The organism is Pseudomonas umsongensis, from assembly GCF_012647205.1.
Lineage (GTDB): Bacteria > Pseudomonadota > Gammaproteobacteria > Pseudomonadales > Pseudomonadaceae > Aquipseudomonas > Aquipseudomonas umsongensis.
Map to the genome: position 1 here is coordinate 5,238,632 of NZ_CP051487.1, position 13,662 is coordinate 5,252,293.

13 protein-coding genes and 4 tRNA genes are annotated in these 13,662 nt (G+C 58.8%); 6 read left to right on the top strand and 11 right to left on the bottom strand.

What is annotated here, in order from left to right; genetic code table 11:
- Positions 1 to 197 precede the first annotated feature (197 nt).
- The gene (locus HGP31_RS23525) at positions 198 to 878 is read left to right on the top strand and encodes a polysaccharide lyase family 7 protein (protein ID WP_083349627.1); all 681 of its coding nucleotides are present in this window, start codon (positions 198 to 200) and stop codon (positions 876 to 878) included.
- Between the two features lie 140 nt (positions 879 to 1,018).
- On the opposite strand, the gene HGP31_RS23530 is transcribed toward HGP31_RS23525, so the two are convergent.
- From HGP31_RS23530 to HGP31_RS23550, 5 genes are all read right to left on the bottom strand, one after another.
- Positions 1,019 to 1,426, bottom strand: a complete 408-nt coding sequence (locus HGP31_RS23530; protein WP_168758776.1) for an SEL1-like repeat protein — start codon at positions 1,424 to 1,426, stop codon at positions 1,019 to 1,021.
- Positions 1,427 to 1,798 (bottom strand): hypothetical protein, encoded by a 372-nt coding sequence (locus HGP31_RS23535; RefSeq protein WP_020796778.1) that lies wholly within the window; start codon positions 1,796 to 1,798, stop codon positions 1,427 to 1,429. It lies immediately after the preceding gene.
- Positions 1,795 to 2,136 carry a helix-turn-helix domain-containing protein gene (locus HGP31_RS23540; protein WP_033043089.1) on the bottom strand — a complete coding sequence of 114 codons (342 nt, stop codon included), beginning with the start codon at positions 2,134 to 2,136 and terminating at the stop codon, positions 1,795 to 1,797. Before HGP31_RS23540 ends, HGP31_RS23535 begins: the two co-directional genes overlap by 4 nt.
- A gap of 114 nt (positions 2,137 to 2,250) precedes the next feature.
- Positions 2,251 to 2,706, bottom strand: a complete 456-nt coding sequence (locus HGP31_RS23545; protein WP_020796776.1) for a YkvA family protein — start codon at positions 2,704 to 2,706, stop codon at positions 2,251 to 2,253.
- A gap of 308 nt (positions 2,707 to 3,014) precedes the next feature.
- Positions 3,015 to 3,728, bottom strand: a complete 714-nt coding sequence (locus tag HGP31_RS23550; protein ID WP_020796775.1) for a BamJ family beta-barrel-assembly machinery protein — start codon at positions 3,726 to 3,728, stop codon at positions 3,015 to 3,017.
- A gap of 255 nt (positions 3,729 to 3,983) precedes the next feature.
- Between HGP31_RS23550 and HGP31_RS23555 the strand changes: the two genes are divergently transcribed.
- Both HGP31_RS23555 and HGP31_RS23560 read left to right on the top strand, forming a co-directional pair.
- Positions 3,984 to 5,792, top strand: a complete 1,809-nt coding sequence (locus HGP31_RS23555) for a di-heme-cytochrome C peroxidase (protein ID WP_168758777.1) — start codon at positions 3,984 to 3,986, stop codon at positions 5,790 to 5,792.
- Positions 5,789 to 6,922, top strand: a complete 1,134-nt coding sequence (locus HGP31_RS23560) for a catalase family protein (protein WP_168758778.1) — start codon at positions 5,789 to 5,791, stop codon at positions 6,920 to 6,922. The genes HGP31_RS23555 and HGP31_RS23560 overlap by 4 nt, the downstream gene beginning before the upstream one ends.
- A gap of 152 nt (positions 6,923 to 7,074) precedes the next feature.
- Here HGP31_RS23560 and HGP31_RS23565 read toward each other — a convergent pair.
- The 4 genes from HGP31_RS23565 to HGP31_RS23580 all read right to left on the bottom strand — a co-directional run bounded on the left by HGP31_RS23565 (position 7,075) and on the right by HGP31_RS23580 (position 7,616).
- A tRNA-Asp gene (locus HGP31_RS23565) sits at positions 7,075 to 7,151 on the bottom strand.
- 19 nt (positions 7,152 to 7,170) lie between these two features.
- Positions 7,171 to 7,246, bottom strand: a tRNA-Val gene (locus HGP31_RS23570).
- 198 nt (positions 7,247 to 7,444) lie between these two features.
- Positions 7,445 to 7,521: transfer RNA gene (locus HGP31_RS23575), tRNA-Asp, on the bottom strand.
- 19 nt (positions 7,522 to 7,540) lie between these two features.
- Positions 7,541 to 7,616 (bottom strand) — tRNA-Val (locus tag HGP31_RS23580).
- Positions 7,617 to 7,776: 160 nt separating this feature from the next.
- On the opposite strand from HGP31_RS23580, the gene rdgC reads away from it, so the two are divergent.
- The 3 genes from rdgC (at position 7,777) to sugE (ending at position 10,253) form a co-directional block, all read left to right on the top strand.
- Complete coding sequence (gene rdgC / locus HGP31_RS23585; protein WP_008060875.1) at positions 7,777 to 8,697, top strand: recombination-associated protein RdgC; 921 nt, start codon at positions 7,777 to 7,779, stop codon at positions 8,695 to 8,697.
- 156 nt (positions 8,698 to 8,853) lie between these two features.
- Positions 8,854 to 9,819, top strand: coding sequence for a bile acid:sodium symporter family protein (locus HGP31_RS23590; protein WP_020799999.1), 966 nt, complete (start codon positions 8,854 to 8,856; stop codon positions 9,817 to 9,819).
- 119 nt (positions 9,820 to 9,938) lie between these two features.
- A complete protein-coding gene (gene sugE, locus HGP31_RS23595; RefSeq protein ID WP_008060873.1) occupies positions 9,939 to 10,253 on the top strand; it encodes a quaternary ammonium compound efflux SMR transporter SugE in 315 nt (104 codons plus the stop codon).
- A gap of 69 nt (positions 10,254 to 10,322) precedes the next feature.
- Here sugE and HGP31_RS23600 read toward each other — a convergent pair whose 3' ends face one another.
- Complete coding sequence (locus HGP31_RS23600) at positions 10,323 to 11,117, bottom strand: iron-containing redox enzyme family protein (protein ID WP_033043101.1); 795 nt, start codon at positions 11,115 to 11,117, stop codon at positions 10,323 to 10,325.
- A 45-nt stretch (positions 11,118 to 11,162) separates the two neighbouring features.
- The gene (locus HGP31_RS23605) at positions 11,163 to 13,622 is read right to left on the bottom strand and encodes an EAL domain-containing protein (protein WP_168758779.1); all 2,460 of its coding nucleotides are present in this window, start codon (positions 13,620 to 13,622) and stop codon (positions 11,163 to 11,165) included.
- Positions 13,623 to 13,662: the final 40 nt, after the last annotated feature.

Below are 13,662 nucleotides of genomic sequence, written 5' to 3' on the forward strand. Positions count from 1 at the left end.
CCATCCAAAACAAAAATAGCCGACGAACGGTAAAACCCGTAGGCACAAAGCCTGCACCAAACACCTTGACGAGCATTTGACGTCAATCTACCGCCATACGGATTTTCCTAATCAGCAGGCCCAATTGATACAGCTCAATAGCGTCGGTTCGAGTGCAACTGTGGCCGCAACATTCCCCCGCATACAGGATTATTGACATGATCGATCTCGCCACCTGGAATTTAAGCATCCCTGAAGGCAGCCCACCGGCCACAATAGAAACACCTCGATTGGCGCAAGGCTTCAAGGACCAGTATTTCAGCTCCGAAGCCGCTACGCTTTCCTTCTGGGCACCTGTGACCGGTTCCAGGACGGCCAACGCTATTTATCCGCGCAGCGAGTTGCGGGAAACCTATAGTGATGGAACGCTGCGCAACTGGCAGTACTCAGCGGCGGATAACATCCTGCGGGCGAGCCTGACAGTCAATCAGGTCCCCAGCACCGGCAAGATCGTGATTGGACAGATTCACAACAAGGACAGCAACAAACCCATGGTGAAGCTGGAATACCAATACAAAACGTCGGCTTCGACGGGGAACATTGTCGCCAAGGTACGCATGCACCCCGACGATGAAGAGGGCCGGGTCATTAACATTGCGACGGGTGTGCCACTCGACCGCGACTTTTCCTACCAGATCCACCTCAGCCCGAAGGGCGCACTGGGCATCAGCGCAGCAGGAAACAACTGGAGAACCACCATCGACCCGAGCTGGAAGACTAAACCACTCTATTTCAAAGCAGGGGCGTATGTGCAGGACAACACCGGCTATCCCACCGAGGGCGCAAGAGTGACGTTCAGGATGCTGGAGATCCAACACAACATTAAGTCGCCTCTCTAGGTCACTATCGTTGGCATGCCGATCCGAAGGGTGAAGACTCAAGTGGACTTCCCCGTCGATCGGCTACCAAGTGATCGCTGTCTGAAACTCAACAACGCGGGCGGCAGGTGCCCTTGTTTGCTTATCGAAGAATAAACGAATTACTGAGAAGACCCGCCAGCCGCCAACTCTTTGAGTTTGATCTCGGCCAATGGATGTCCGGCCTTGGCCGCCATTGCCCAGAACCGCGCCGCTTCCGCCGGATCCGGCGCCTTGCTCGGGCTGCCAGCCAGGCTGATCACACCCACTTGGTAGGCGGCTTTGCCATCACCGGCCAGTGCCGCCAGGCGCAACAGCCGAATACCCTCTTCCCGTGCGCCCAGCCCGACACCACGAAAGGTCAGGATGTGCCCGTAGAAACTCTGCGCGCCGACATCGCCCAGGTTGGCCATGCGTGCGAATTGACCCTCCATCCAGCTCCAGCCGCGAGGCTGGCGCACGAACCATGGCCAGTGAAACAACCGGCGGGCCAGCCAGTAGCCGGCCCGCGCCTTGAGCTTCAGGAACACTCAGGCTTCCGCCGATTCGGGGTACTCGTATTCGAATACGCGAACCACTTCCGAGGCATGCCATGAGGCAGCGGCGACGCCGTCGGACGGGCCGGTGAAGCGCCCCAAGCGCTCGACGCATTCGAAGAATCCGGTACGCGGCAAGCGGCTGGCACCCTGGCTGATCACCAGGGAACTGCGCAGCGGCTGTTCGGCCTTGGCATCCAGTGCGGCCAGATGTTCAAGTGCGGCGGTCAGGGTTTGCATGGCGGGCGTAGGAAGCTGCAATCGCTCCAGCAATGCCCGGTAGGTCAGGAGGTGACGCTGTCGGCGCGCCTGATCCAACTCGCCCAGCAATCCATCCCAGTGTTGACGACTGATGCGTACGCTCACGATTCATCCCTCCACCCTGGCACCGTCAATTCCCAGGCCAGGCTGCGGCGAATCGCGGCGTCGGGCAGACGCTCGCCACTTTCGATCATGGCCAGGTAAGACGGGCTGATGCCTACCGTGCGGGCGAGCGCCTCGATGGCGATGCCCTTCCCTTCGCGCAAACTGCGTAATTGATCCAGACCCGGAAGAATGGTGTCTGGCGTTGTCGCGAGCGGCGTCGGGGCCGCACGTGACGGTGCTTCGTTGATGCCTGCTGCTTTCAGTAGAGCCTGATACTGAGCCCACGGCAGAACCGCGTATTCGGGCTCGCCTTCGCGTGTAATTATCTGAATATCCATGATTACCCCGTAGGACAACAACACTTAGCGAGTCGGCACTTTTCCCTAGAAGTGTAATCCTAACAGCGGCCAAGGTCGCGGGGGCTATCTATATGAAGCACAGACGGGATCGAATCAGGTTTTTTTCGGTTTCTGCAGCTTGAGTTGTTCAGGGGTGTCGGGCAATCGCTCGACCACCGCGAGCTTTTCCGGGACCTGGCGTTTGCGCCAGGCGCGGAAGGCGTTGAGTTCATCGTCGAGAACTTTCATCAGCCAGGCCAACACGGCGATGTCATCGATCATGCCGAACAGCGGCAGAAAATCCGGAATGGCATCGACCGGACTGAGGAAATACATCAGGCCGGCGACCACCGATATCAGCGCCTTGGGACTGATGGCCCGGTATTCGCCACGCCAGTACGCCAGGCACAACGCCTGTAACAGGCGCAGATCATCCTTGAGCTTGCCCAACCGGTTACCCTGGCTGGCACTTTTGCTGGCCACCGCAAACAGTAAGGTCGGCAAGCGCCCACGGGCGAGCAGGCGTCCGGCCAAGGGCAGGAAACGAGCAAAATTCCAGGGTGCTTTCATGATGCCTCCGGCAGAAATGTTATCCACACAAATTGTGGATAACCTTGTGAACAGAGCCACTTTTCATGGCTGAAAGGCCCGCTGCATAAGGGCTGCACTTAGATCGGGCGTTTTTTACCCATCTAAAAAAACCTAATATTTCATTGACTTGGAGGTCTGCCGAAGGTTAGGCACGGCCCCCACACTGACTATGACTTCAGTGTACGGCAACTGTTCGCTTTGTTTACCTGTGTACAGGTTCGTGCAATCAACGCCAGATGCAACAACGCCCCGCATTAGCGAGGCGTTGTCGTTAAAGCAGACGCGAATTACTTGGCAGCGTCTTCTTTTGCTGGATCCTTGATTCCCAGCAGTTCCAGGTCGAACACCAGCACCGAGTTGGCCGGGATCGCCGGGCTTGGGCTTTGCGCGCCGTAAGCCAGTTCGCTAGGAATATACAGCTTGTACTTCTCGCCTACGTGCATCAGTTGCAGGCCTTCGACCCAACCCGGGATCACACCGCTAACCGGCAAATCGATCGGGCTGCCGCGCTCGACGGAGCTGTCGAAAACGGTGCCATTGGTCAGCTTGCCGGTGTAGTGGACGGTCACTACGTCAGTCGGCTTTGGCTGGGCGCCATCGGCTTTCTTTTCCACTTCATATTGCAGGCCCGAAGCGGTAGTCACGACGCCAGCTTTCTTGGCGTTTTCTTCGAGGAATTTCTTGCCGGCAGCTGCCGACTCTTCACTCATCTTGGCCATACGCTCTTCAGCACGCTTTTGCAGCGCGGCGAAGGCTTCTACCAATTCTTCATCCTTGAGTTTCTGTTCTTTCTTGCCGACCGCATCTTCAATGCCCTGGGCAACGGCTTTGGAGTCCAGATCATCCATGCCTTCCTGAGCCAGGCTCTTGCCCATGTTCAGGCCAATTCCGTAGGAAGCTTTTTGCGCCGGGGTTTTCAGCTCTACGCTGGTTTGCGAATCGCAACCCGCAAGTACCAGGCTAACCAGGGCCACCGCCGCCGCCAACCGATGCTGTTTCATGCTATTTCCTTGTTCATGCGCCTAAAGGGCAATCGAGTAAAGTCGCGAGCTTATCAGGCGGCCACGACCAATGGCTACCGGCATGAGAGCCACAAACTGGCGATAAGTTCAGGTGTTTAAACGCATTTCACCATGCTGATGATGAAACTTCCGTCATCTTGCACTCAGGGAGGCTGAACATCTGGCGTAATGGCCCCTTGCCGCATCCCTGGCCCTAAGGCATAACGGTAGCAATAATAGACAAGGATGGTCCACGTGCGCCTTTTGCTCCGCTTACTGGCTCTTTTTGTTGCGTTGGTGGCCCTCGCCCTGGCCGTGGTCCTGTACTACGTCGCCAACCCGAAACTGCCGCGCCACGCGGCCGCGCAACAGGTGCATTACCTGGAGCAATGGAACGCCGAAGACCGCCAGCGTTACTATTTCACGCCCCAGGGCACTCAGGTAAAGGGCTTGCACTACGACTGGTTCACCGCCCTGGAACTGCCCTTTTCACAACAACGATTCGCCGCGCCGGAGTACCTCGCGCGCTTCGGTTTCCTGATCGACCCCGAGCAGAAACCCACGCCGAACAACCCCGGCAACCTGCCCGTGGGCTTCGCACGGCATCAGAATCCCGGCAGCGCGGATACATTTCTGGATATTACCTGCGCCGCCTGTCACACCGGTGAACTGCGCTTGAACGGGCAAGCCGTGCGCATTGACGGCGGCTCTGCGCAGCATGTGTTGCCCTCCAGCGTACCCACCTTGCAGGGTGGCAGCTTTGGCCAGGCGCTGGTCGCGAGCCTGGCTTCCACTTACTACAACCCCTGGAAGTTCGAACGTTTCGCCCGCAACGTCCTTGGACCGGACTACGAGGCCGGGCACCAGGCACTGCGCGAGGCATTCAAGGGTTCCCTGGATACTTTCCTGAAGGTGGCCTGGAACGATACTCACCGCGGGCTCTACCCCACCGAAGAAGGTCCCGGGCGTACCGACGCGTTCGGGCGCATTGCCAACGCCAGCTTCGGCGACGCAATTTCCCCCGCCAATTACCGCGTGGCCAATGCCCCCGTCGACTACCCACAGTTGTGGGACATGTGGACCTTCGACTGGGTGCAGTGGAATGGCTCGGCGCAGCAGCCCATGGCGCGCAATATCGGTGAAGCCCTGGGAGTAGGCGCTACGCTGAGCTTTTTCGATGCCGAAGGGCAGCCCCTCAAGGACGACAATCGATACCCGTCCAGCGTCCGGGTGCGGGATCTGCACCTGATCGAACAAACCTTGCAACGACTCAAGCCGCCGGCCTGGCCGGAAGAATGGTTGGGCGCGGTGGACAAGCCGCTGGCCGCCAAAGGTCGCGCGTTGTTCGCAGAGAACTGCGCCGGTTGCCACGTACCGCGCGTCAGCATCAGCGAAGGGCGCCCGGTGCAACAGTTGAAAATGCTGCCCGTGGAGGTAATCGGCACCGACCCGGGCGCCGCCAACAATATCGCCGATCACCGCTTCGACCTGACGGCCTTGCAGTGGGACCCGGCCGAGTTGGCGCGCCTGGACGTACAACTGCATCCAGCCCCCACCGAACCTCTGGACCTGAGCCAGCTGTCGGTGGCCAAGGGGCTGGCGTATGTCACGGCATTCGTCGGCAACCGCGCCTATCGCGAGGCCGCCGTCACGCCGGCCGAGCGCGCGGACATGGATGGCTTCGGCCTGCCGATCGGCGTCCAGGAACTGCGCGCCTACAAGGCCCGGCCCCTGCCGGGTGTATGGGCGACGCCGCCGTTCCTGCACAACGGTTCGGTGCCGAGCATTTATCAATTGCTTTCGCCCCAGGACGAACGCGCCACCACCTTCTACAAAGGCACCTTCGAGTACGACCCGCGGCATTTGGGCTATCGCACCGAAGCCTTTAGCAATGGCTTTGTGTTCGACACGCGCATAACCGGCAATCACAACAGCGGGCACGAGTTCCGCGCCGGCAAGCGTGGCAACGGCGTGATCGGACGCTTGCTGCAACCCGAAGAGCGCTGGGCGTTGTTGGAGTATTTGAAAGTGCTGGGCGGCCCTCTGGAGGCGCAACTGCCATGAAACGACTCTGGATGCGCCTGGGCGCCTTTCTCGGCAAGGCCCTGCTCTGTTTGCTGGTCCTGGGGTTACTCGGCTGGGCATTGGCCACGGCATGGTTCGCCTGGCAGCACCGTGGACCGGTATCTACGCAAGAGCTGATCCCCAACGGTGAAGCCGCAATGACCCAGGACATCATCCAGACGGCGGTGCGTATCGTCGACCAGCACCGTGAAAGCACACGCTACCTGCGCGATGCCCACGCCAAGGCTCACGGCTGCTTTAAGGCCGAAGTGCAGGTGTTATCGGAACTGGCGGCAGAACTGCGTCAGGGTGTGTTCAGCGAGCCAGGCAAAACCTGGCAGGCGACCCTGCGCCTGTCCAACGGCAACGCCTACCCTCAATTCGACAGCATCCGCGATGCCCGGGGCATGGCGATCAAGCTGCACGATGTGCCCGGCAAACAGCTGCTTGACGATCAACCGGGTCGAGGTGAACAGGACTTCGTGATGTTCAGCCATCCGAACTTCTTTGTCAGCGATGTCGCCGAGTATCGTCAGAATGTGGCTGCCCAGGCGGATGGCAAAAAAATTCTGGCGTTCTTTCCGGGCTGGGACCCGCGCACCTGGCAGGTCCGCCATCTGATTATCGCCCTGGCGACACTCTCCCCCGCCCCGGAAAGCCCGACGCGCACCACTTACTTTTCGGTTTCGCCCTACAAGTTCGGTGAGGCCAATGCCAAGTTTCGGGTCGTGCCGGATCCTGGTAGCTGCCCGGCCTACACCTTGCCCGCGCAGAACCGTGAGTTACCCAATTTTCTGCGAAATGCGCTGTACCAGCAGTTATCGACCGATCGGATGCCCGCGTGTTTTGTCTTGCAGATACAGCGGCAGGACCCCGGCAAGTACATGCCGATCGAGGACACCAGTATTGAATGGCAAGAGAACGATGCGCCCTTCGAGACGGTGGCGCGGATCACCCTGCCCGCCCAGGATTTCGACACCCCGGCACTGAACCTGCAATGCGATAACCAGTCGTTCAACCCTTGGTTCGGGCTTGAGGCGCACCGCCCCATCGGCGGGATCAACCGACTGCGCAAAGCCGTTTACGAAGCTGTGAGCGATTACCGTCATGCTCGTAATCAAGCTATGTAGGAGTAGGAGCGAGCACGCTCGCGAAAAACTGGAGGGCACCACGGGGTGTCAGGTATCCCGCGAAGGAAAAGCCAAACGCCAGACAGCAAAAAGCCCGCATTAAGCGGGCTTTCTGTGGTGACCTGGCGTTCAGTGTTCCAGGTTACCGAATATGGCGCAGCGGACGGGACTCGAACCCGCGACCCCCGGCGTGACAGGCCGGTATTCTAACCGACTGAACTACCGCTGCGCGAAACGCTTGAAACGAATGGTGGGTGATGACGGGATCGAACCGCCGACATTCTGCTTGTAAGGCAGACGCTCTCCCAGCTGAGCTAATCACCCTTCGCTTCGTTACGGGACGCATTATGCCACAGATTTTCATAAAGTGTTGATTTATTTGAAGTTTTTTTCAAAAAAATCTGAAAACCGGTGAAACGACACATCCCGCGGGTACAACGTACAAACTTGAGGCAGAAAAAAACCCGCCTTGGCGGGTTTTTCCGTGGTGACCTGGCGTTCAGTGGTCCAGGTTACCGAATATGGCGCAGCGGACGGGACTCGAACCCGCGACCCCCGGCGTGACAGGCCGGTATTCTAACCGACTGAACTACCGCTGCGCTAAACACTTGAAACGAATGGTGGGTGATGACGGGATCGAACCGCCGACATTCTGCTTGTAAGGCAGACGCTCTCCCAGCTGAGCTAATCACCCTTCGCTTCGGTGTGGCGCGCATTCTACGGAGCGCCCCTACCTCTGGCAAGCACTTTTTTAATTAATTTTCTGATGCCTTCCAAAGGCTTAGAGAAGGGTTGGCCTATGGCACACGGAGGACAATAATGCCCGCCTTTGTATATAAGGAGAGACTTACCCCATGTGGTTCAAAAACCTGCTTATCTATCGCCTGACCCAAGATCTGCCTGTTGATGCCGAGGCGTTGGAGACTGCACTGGCCACCAAGCTGGCGCGTCCATGTGCAAGCCAGGAGTTGACCACCTACGGTTTCGTCGCACCGTTCGGCAAGGGCGAAGATGCCCCGCTGGTGCACGTCAGCGGTGATTTCCTGCTGATCAGCGCGCGCAAGGAAGAGCGCATTCTGCCGGGCAGCGTCGTGCGTGATGCAGTGAAGGAAAAGGTCGAAGAGATCGAGGCCGAGCAAATGCGCAAGGTCTATAAAAAGGAACGCGACCAGATCAAGGATGAAATCATCCAGGCCTTCCTGCCGCGCGCCTTTATCCGTCGCTCCTCGACGTTCGCCGCCATCGCGCCGAAACAGGGCCTGATCCTGGTTAACTCGGCCAGCCCGAAGCGCGCCGAGGACCTGCTGTCCACCCTGCGGGAAGTGATCGGCACACTGCCGGTGCGCCCACTGACTGTGAAAATGTCCCCGACAGCGACCATGACCGAGTGGGTCACCACCCAGAAAGCCGCAGACGACTTCTTTGTGCTGGACGAGTGCGAACTGCGCGACACCCACGAAGACGGCGGCATCGTGCGTTGCAAGCGTCAGGACCTGACGAGCGAAGAAATCCAGCTACACCTGAGCACCGGCAAGGTGGTCACTCAATTGTCGCTGGCCTGGCAGGACAAGCTGTCCTTCGTCCTCGACGACAAGATGGTGGTCAAGCGCCTGAAGTTCGAAGACCTGCTGCAAGACCAGGCGGAACAGGACGGTGGCGATGAAGCCCTCGGCCAACTGGATGCCAGCTTCACCCTGATGATGCTGACGTTCGGTGATTTCCTGCCGGCGCTGGTCGAGGCGTTGGGTGGGGAAGAGACTCCGCAAGGCATCTGATTATCGAAATCGGCGGCGCCTGCAAAAAGATCGCAGCCTGCGGCAGCTCCTACATTGGAATGCGTTTCCTTGTAGGAGCTGCCGCAGGCTGCGATCTTTTTTTGCGAGCAGCGTATGCTTAGCTCCCTAACGCTTTCTTACAATAAGGATCTGGCCATGCGTGCACTGGCTGCATTGAGTCGTTTTGTCGGTAACACCTTCGCCTACTGGGTACTGATTTTCGCCGTCGTGGCATTCCTGCAGCCGGCCTGGTTCATCGGCCTCAAGGGCGCCATCGTGCCGTTGCTGGGGTTGGTGATGTTCGGCATGGGCCTGACCCTCAAGCTCGACGACTTCGCCGAGGTCGCCCGCCACCCGTGGCGCGTGGCCTTGGGCGTGGTGGCGCATTTCGTGATCATGCCTGGCGTGGCGTGGTTGCTCTGCCAGGCGTTCCATTTGCCCCCGGAGATTGCCGTCGGCGTGATTCTGGTCGGTTGCTGCCCAAGCGGCACCTCGTCGAACGTGATGACTTGGCTGGCACGCGGCGACCTGGCGTTGTCGGTGGCCATCGCTGCCGTGACCACCCTCCTCGCTCCGCTCCTGACACCCGCCTTGATCTGGCTGCTGGCTTCGGCCTGGCTGCCGGTGTCGTTCATGGAGCTGTTCTGGTCGATTCTCCAGGTAGTGCTGCTGCCGATCGTACTGGGTGTCGCTGCCCAGCGACTGCTCGGCGACAAGGTTCGCCACGCTGTGGACGTGTTGCCTCTGGTTTCGGTGGTGAGCATCGTGATCATCGTCACCGCCGTGGTGGCCGCCAGCCAGGCGAAAATTGCCGAATCGGGCCTGTTGATCATGGCCGTGGTCATGCTGCACAACAGCTTTGGTTACCTGCTGGGTTACTTCACCGGGCGCCTGTTCAAATTGCCACTGGCCCAGCGCAAATCCCTGGCGCTGGAAGTCGGCATGCAGAACTCAGGGCTGGGCGCCGCCTTGGCCAGTGCGCACTTTTCGCCTTTGGCGGCGGTACCGAGCGCGTTGTTCAGTGTCTGGCACAACATTTCCGGGGCGTTGCTCTCGACGTATTTCCGTCGCATGAGCGAGAAGCAGGATCGTGAAGTCGCCGCGCGACAGGCGACCGACTGAACCGAAACTTGATCCCAGGGTTAATGCTGGGCACTATATTGCGCAACGCGAGGACGACCTCGCGGCTCGATCGAGTCATTAACCTTGGGGACGACCCCGTCAATGGATGGAGGTCTTCCATGTCCTGGATCATTCTGTTTTTCGCCGGCTTGTTCGAAGTCGGCTGGGCCGTTGGCCTCAAGTACACCGATGGTTTCAGCCGCCCTCTCCCTACGGCATTGACCGTTGCCGCCATGGCCGTCAGCCTTGGCTTGCTCGGCCTTGCGATGAAGGAGTTGCCGCTGGGCACGGCCTATGCGATCTGGACCGGAGTGGGTGCAGTCGGCACCGTGATTGCCGGAATCATTTTGTTTGGCGAATCCATGGCGCTGGTCCGCCTGGCCAGTGTGGCATTGATCATCACCGGCCTGGTGGGGCTTAAAGTCAGCGCCTGACTACAGCCCATCTGCAAAAAAGCCCGCCTCCTGTCACCAGGGGCGGGCTTTTTCATGAACGCCAATCTGTCAGCTTTCGGCCATCTCCAATCGCTCACGCATCACCGAGGCCTTTTCCGAATGCTCCAACTGCATGCAACGCTCCAGGAACAGGAACATATAGTCGTAGCTCTTGCACACGGCCTGGCGCAATTCGATTTGCAATGACTTACTCGGATTCATCCCGGCCAGGGTGCAGATAATTTCCAGCGCTTCCCAAGGGTGGGCATCGTCATACTGGGCGTGCATCTTCAACCATTTCATGGCCCGCTTGCGATCCTCCTCCGGGAAGGCTGCCGCGTACAGACCATTGGAACAGACCACCGCCGACCACTCACCGGTCGCGCCTTCGATGGCGTAGTTGGTGGCAGCAATGGCAACGATCAGCGAATCGGCGGAACTGGTGTGCCAGCACCAATGGCTCAAGGCGTGAAGCTCGGGGGCCACCTGCTGCGCCTGCAGATCTTCCAGGCTGACGCCGTGCGCACGGCTCCAGTTCACCCAGTAGTCGGCGTGGTTGAGTTCGACACGGATGTTGCGCATCAACCAGCGACGCGCCATGTCCTCGCCCGGGTGGCGGGCAAAACGGGTCTTGGTCAGGTTCTGCGCCATGTATAACGCGAACTGTTCGACCACGGGCCAGCCCCCGATAAGGTACTGGCGCATCGTCTTGGCACTGAGTCTGTTATCTCGCATGCGCTGATACAGCTCGTGCTCTACAACCCGGCGCTTACTCGCGCTGCAATCCTGAATCAGGCGCTGGGCCCAGTCGGGATAACTTGCAGCTTCCATGAGTGGTCCGGTTCGGTTGAATGTCTCGATCACTGTCGGGCTCCTTTTGATTGTGATTGTTCCGATCAACGAGAGACTTCAACGGAACGTGCCGGGCGCCTTGAACAACAGGGGCTGCGGCCTGGCTGGACGACTTTTCAAGCTATCGCAGGTAAACAGATGCGGGCGTTCAATGACATACCCTTGAGCGTAATCAACTCCGATATCCAGCAATGCCTGCTCGATCTGGGGCGTTTCAACAAACTCGGCAATCGTACGCTTACCCATGACATGACCGATGTGGTTGATCACTTCGACCATGGCGCGGTTAATCGGGTCGTCCAGCATATCCTTTACGAAACTCCCGTCGATCTTCAGGAAGTCTACAGGCAAATGTTTCAAGTATGCGAACGAGGACATACCGGCGCAAAAGTCATCCAGGGAAAACAGACACCCTAAACCTTTGAGTTCGTTAATAAATTTAATTGCACTCGCCAGATTGGAAATGGCGCTGGTTTCAGTGATTTCAAAACAAATTATTTCAGGTGGTATGGCGTAACTAATGAACTGTTGACGCAGGAAGTCCAGGAACGCTTCATCTCCTATAGTTGTGCCTGACAGATTAATCGCACACATCGCTAAAGGCTCGTTGTGCTTTTCGGCCATACATTGGGCAATGATCTTGAACACGTTCTTTACAACCCAACGATCCAGGGTCGTCATCAAGCCATAGCGTTCTGCTGCCGGAATAAAACTGTCCGGCAATATCATGCGACCCGCTTCATCATGCAGACGCAGCAGGATCTCGATATGCCCGCCACCTTGTTCGACATGACCAAGCGGCGCGATTTCCTGGGCGTACAGACAAAAACGGTCTTCTTCCAGGGCCATGTGCAAGCGCTGCACCCAGGCCATCTCGCCAAAGCGCAGGGACAGCTCCGAGTCGTCGGCGTGATATACCTGAACCCGGTTGCGGCCCTTTTCCTTGGCCATGTAGCAGGCCATGTCAGCCGCGCGCAGCGAGACTTCCAGGGTGGTCGGATGGGCATTGATGTGCACCAGGCCGATGCTCACGGTGGTCACGAACGGCCGCCCCTTCCAGACGAAGTGCAGGTTCTGCACGGTCTGGCGCAACCCCTCGGCAATTTTTTCAGCTGCCTGCGGAGCACAGTTCTCCAGCAGGATGCCAAACTCGTCGCCGCCCAACCGGGCCAGGGTGTCGCCCTCGCGCAATCCGGATTGCAACAGTGCACAGATATGCCGCAGCAACTCGTCACCCGCCGCGTGTCCGCTGGTGTCGTTGACCAACTTGAACTGATCCAGGTCGAGGAACATCAAGGCGTGGCGCCCCGATTGTCGCGTCAGGCCCTGCAGCGCCTGTTCCAGACGGAATTCGAACTCGCGGCGGTTGGCGAGCCCGGTCAGCGCATCATGGGTCGCCTGCCAGGAGAGATTGGCAATGTATTGCCGCTCCTGGGTCATGTCATGCAGCACCAGCACGGCACCGCTGACCTTCCCGGCATTGCGGATCGGCGCCCCGACCAGGGTGACCGACACCGTGCTGCCATCAAGGCGCTGAATGAGCTTGGAATGTTCGCTGCCGCCACTGAGCTGACCGCTCAGGATGTGCTCGATCAAGGTAAAACCATCGGCTTGGGCATTGTCATCCAGCAGATTGAACAGCGCCGCCAGCGGCAACCCGCTCGCCTGTTCGGCTTTCCAGTGGGTCAAGGCTTCGGCGGCCGGATTCATGTAGGCGATCGCGCCCTCGACATTGGTGGTGATCACCGCGTCGCCAATCGATTGCAGGGTGATTTGCGCCCGCTCCTTCTCCAGCTGCAGGGCGTCGGCAAAGGCGTGCCGCTGCTTGAGCAGCTTATGTGTGCGCAGCAGCGCCAGGGCGATCAGGCCGAGGGCGGTGGCCAGATTCGTTGCCAGTAGCAGGCGCATGATCATCCGCGAGCCTTCGCCAAGGGCATCGCTGAAGGCCTTCGCCGCCGGCGTCACCCCGTTGTTGATATCGAAAATCTGTTCTTTCCAGCGCTGGATGTCGTCAGGATGGGCCGGCTTGATGCTGATGTGGCGGTGCATGTCCCTGGCGACATCATCGAGTTGATCAAGGTACGCATCACCCACGGTCCAGCGATCGATGGCTTTCTCGAGGTAGCTGAAATGGCGAAAATTGAGGTAAAGCCAGATCAGGCTGGGAACGTCATCGGGGTGGTTGCCACCCTTGAGAATCGCCAGCCTGGCCGCTTCGATATCGGGTGGCTGCTGGTCAAGTGCCAGACGCAGCTCATGCCCGCCCTGAGGGACGGCAATGGCCTCCTGATACTTGAGGAATTTGCTCTCATCGCGACTGTCGGCATACAGGTTGAGGTAATAGATCGCGTCCTTCTGGCCCTTGGACCACAGGCTTTCGCCGGCAACATAACCGCGCACCGCCGACAATACATAAAGACTGACGCCCCCCAACAGGGCCTGAAATAACACAACGGCAATAAAAGGCCAGACGATGCCCAGCAACCGTGGCGTTCCGAGAGTCCGCGCTTGATTCATGAGGTCCCTTTGTTTAGCACTGCCAGATCATCATCCACGT

What these genes read in the sequence shown, in the direction of transcription:
- HGP31_RS23590 (WP_020799999.1), top strand. Translation starts at nt 8,854, where the DNA reads ATGCGTGCACTGGCTGCATTGAGTCGTTTTGTCGGTAACACCTTCGCC.
- sugE (WP_008060873.1), top strand. Translation starts at nt 9,939, where the DNA reads ATGTCCTGGATCATTCTGTTTTTCGCCGGCTTGTTCGAAGTCGGCTGG.
- HGP31_RS23605 (WP_168758779.1), bottom strand. Translation starts at nt 13,622, where the DNA reads ATGAATCAAGCGCGGACTCTCGGAACGCCACGGTTGCTGGGCATCGTC.
- HGP31_RS23540 (WP_033043089.1), bottom strand. Translation starts at nt 2,136, where the DNA reads ATGGATATTCAGATAATTACACGCGAAGGCGAGCCCGAATACGCGGTT.
- rdgC (WP_008060875.1), top strand. Translation starts at nt 7,777, where the DNA reads ATGTGGTTCAAAAACCTGCTTATCTATCGCCTGACCCAAGATCTGCCT.
- HGP31_RS23545 (WP_020796776.1), bottom strand. Translation starts at nt 2,706, where the DNA reads ATGAAAGCACCCTGGAATTTTGCTCGTTTCCTGCCCTTGGCCGGACGC.
- HGP31_RS23525 (WP_083349627.1), top strand. Translation starts at nt 198, where the DNA reads ATGATCGATCTCGCCACCTGGAATTTAAGCATCCCTGAAGGCAGCCCA.
- HGP31_RS23550 (WP_020796775.1), bottom strand. Translation starts at nt 3,728, where the DNA reads ATGAAACAGCATCGGTTGGCGGCGGCGGTGGCCCTGGTTAGCCTGGTA.
- HGP31_RS23560 (WP_168758778.1), top strand. Translation starts at nt 5,789, where the DNA reads ATGAAACGACTCTGGATGCGCCTGGGCGCCTTTCTCGGCAAGGCCCTG.